Source organism: Ectopseudomonas oleovorans, from assembly GCF_029845265.1.
Taxonomy (GTDB): Bacteria; Pseudomonadota; Gammaproteobacteria; order Pseudomonadales; family Pseudomonadaceae; genus Aquipseudomonas; species Aquipseudomonas oleovorans.
The window spans coordinates 1-671 of record NZ_JAOCLK010000113.1; the positions used below are offsets into that span (position 1 = coordinate 1).

Consider the following 671-nt stretch of genomic DNA (forward strand, 5'->3'; position numbering starts at 1 on the left):
GGGCCGCTCTCGCCCCTGCTCTCGAACATCCTGCTGAACGAGCTGGACCGGGAGCTGAGCCGGCGCGGCCATCGCTTCGTGCGCTATGCCGACGACGCGAACGTCTACGTCCGCAGTCGGCAGGCGGGCGAGCGGGTGCTAGCCAGTCTGGAGCGTTTTCTGGAGCAGCGGCTGCGGTTGCGGTTGAACCGGGCCAAGAGCCAGGTCATCCGCCCGTGGCGCAGCAGTTACCTGGGCTACGGCATGACCGTGCACCGGCAGCCGAAACTGCGGATTGCCGGCAGCAGCCTGCAGCGCCTGCGCGAACGGGTGAAAAGCCTGCTACGTGCTAGGCGGGGTAGTCAGCTGACCTGGCTGATCGAGCGGCTCAACCCGGTTCTGCGTGGCTGGAGCAGCTACTTCAAGCTGAGCCAGAGCAAGCGGCCTGTGGAAGAGCTGGATGGCTGGGTGCGGCGGTTGCTGCGCAATGTGCTGTGGCGGCACTGGAAACGACCGGTTACCCGGGCACGCAATCTGATGCGGCTGGGCTTACCGGAGGAGCGGGCCTGGAAGTCGGCCACCAACGGGCGCGGCCCCTGGTGGAACGCCGGCGCCTTGCACCTGCGGCAGGCGCTGCCGAAGAAACGCTGGGATGCGCTTGGACTGGTGTCAATACTGGATACGATCACTCG

1 protein-coding gene is annotated in these 671 nt (G+C 66.6%); it reads left to right on the plus strand.

Features of this window, described 5'->3' with window-relative positions:
• The coding region (locus tag N5J71_RS22350; RefSeq protein WP_279917668.1) for a group II intron maturase-specific domain-containing protein at window positions 1-671 on the plus strand (671 nt) is incomplete at both ends.